Source organism: Streptomyces niphimycinicus (genome assembly GCF_018883605.1).
Taxonomy (GTDB): domain Bacteria; phylum Actinomycetota; class Actinomycetes; order Streptomycetales; family Streptomycetaceae; genus Streptomyces; species Streptomyces niphimycinicus.
Map to the genome: position 1 here is coordinate 1 of NZ_JAHLEM010000147.1, position 463 is coordinate 463.

A 463-nucleotide genomic window follows, 5' to 3' on the forward strand; every position below is an offset into this window, starting at 1 on the left:
TAAGCAGTGTGCATCGTGAAAACTGCAGGTCGGGTGGGCTGGTGTGCGCGGGGTCGGGAGTGCTCGGGCTGGTCGGCGGCGGGTGTCCATGGTGAAGATCGTCTGACCGGTCAGCCGGGAGGGTTCTCTGGTTCTGCTGTGCCTGCGTCAGCGGGCCGCCTACGATCCGTCACCGTGTCGGTACGCGGGAGGTCGTGGGGAGGGTGCGGGGATGTCCGATCTGGAGCGGATCACGTCTCGCCGTAGCGAGCTGGACGCGCTCGCCGAGGAGTTGGCCAAGCGGCTTCAGGAGGTCGAGGCCGAGCGGGAGGAACTGGGGATCGCCGAGCGGGTCCTGCGCCGCCTGGCCGAAGGGGACCGGGCCGATACGGAGGCCGCTGGGTTGACGACCCCGGTGGAAGCGCAGGTGGCAGGGCGTGCGGTGCTGCTGACCCCGCACCGCGGTGAGACGGGCGACGAGGCC

Annotated in this window: 1 pseudogene; it reads left to right on the plus strand. The window is 70.2% G+C overall.

The window, feature by feature from the left end:
- Window positions 1-211 precede the first annotated feature (211 nt).
- Window positions 212-463, plus strand: a pseudogene (locus KN815_RS15020) (hypothetical protein); the annotation flags it as partial.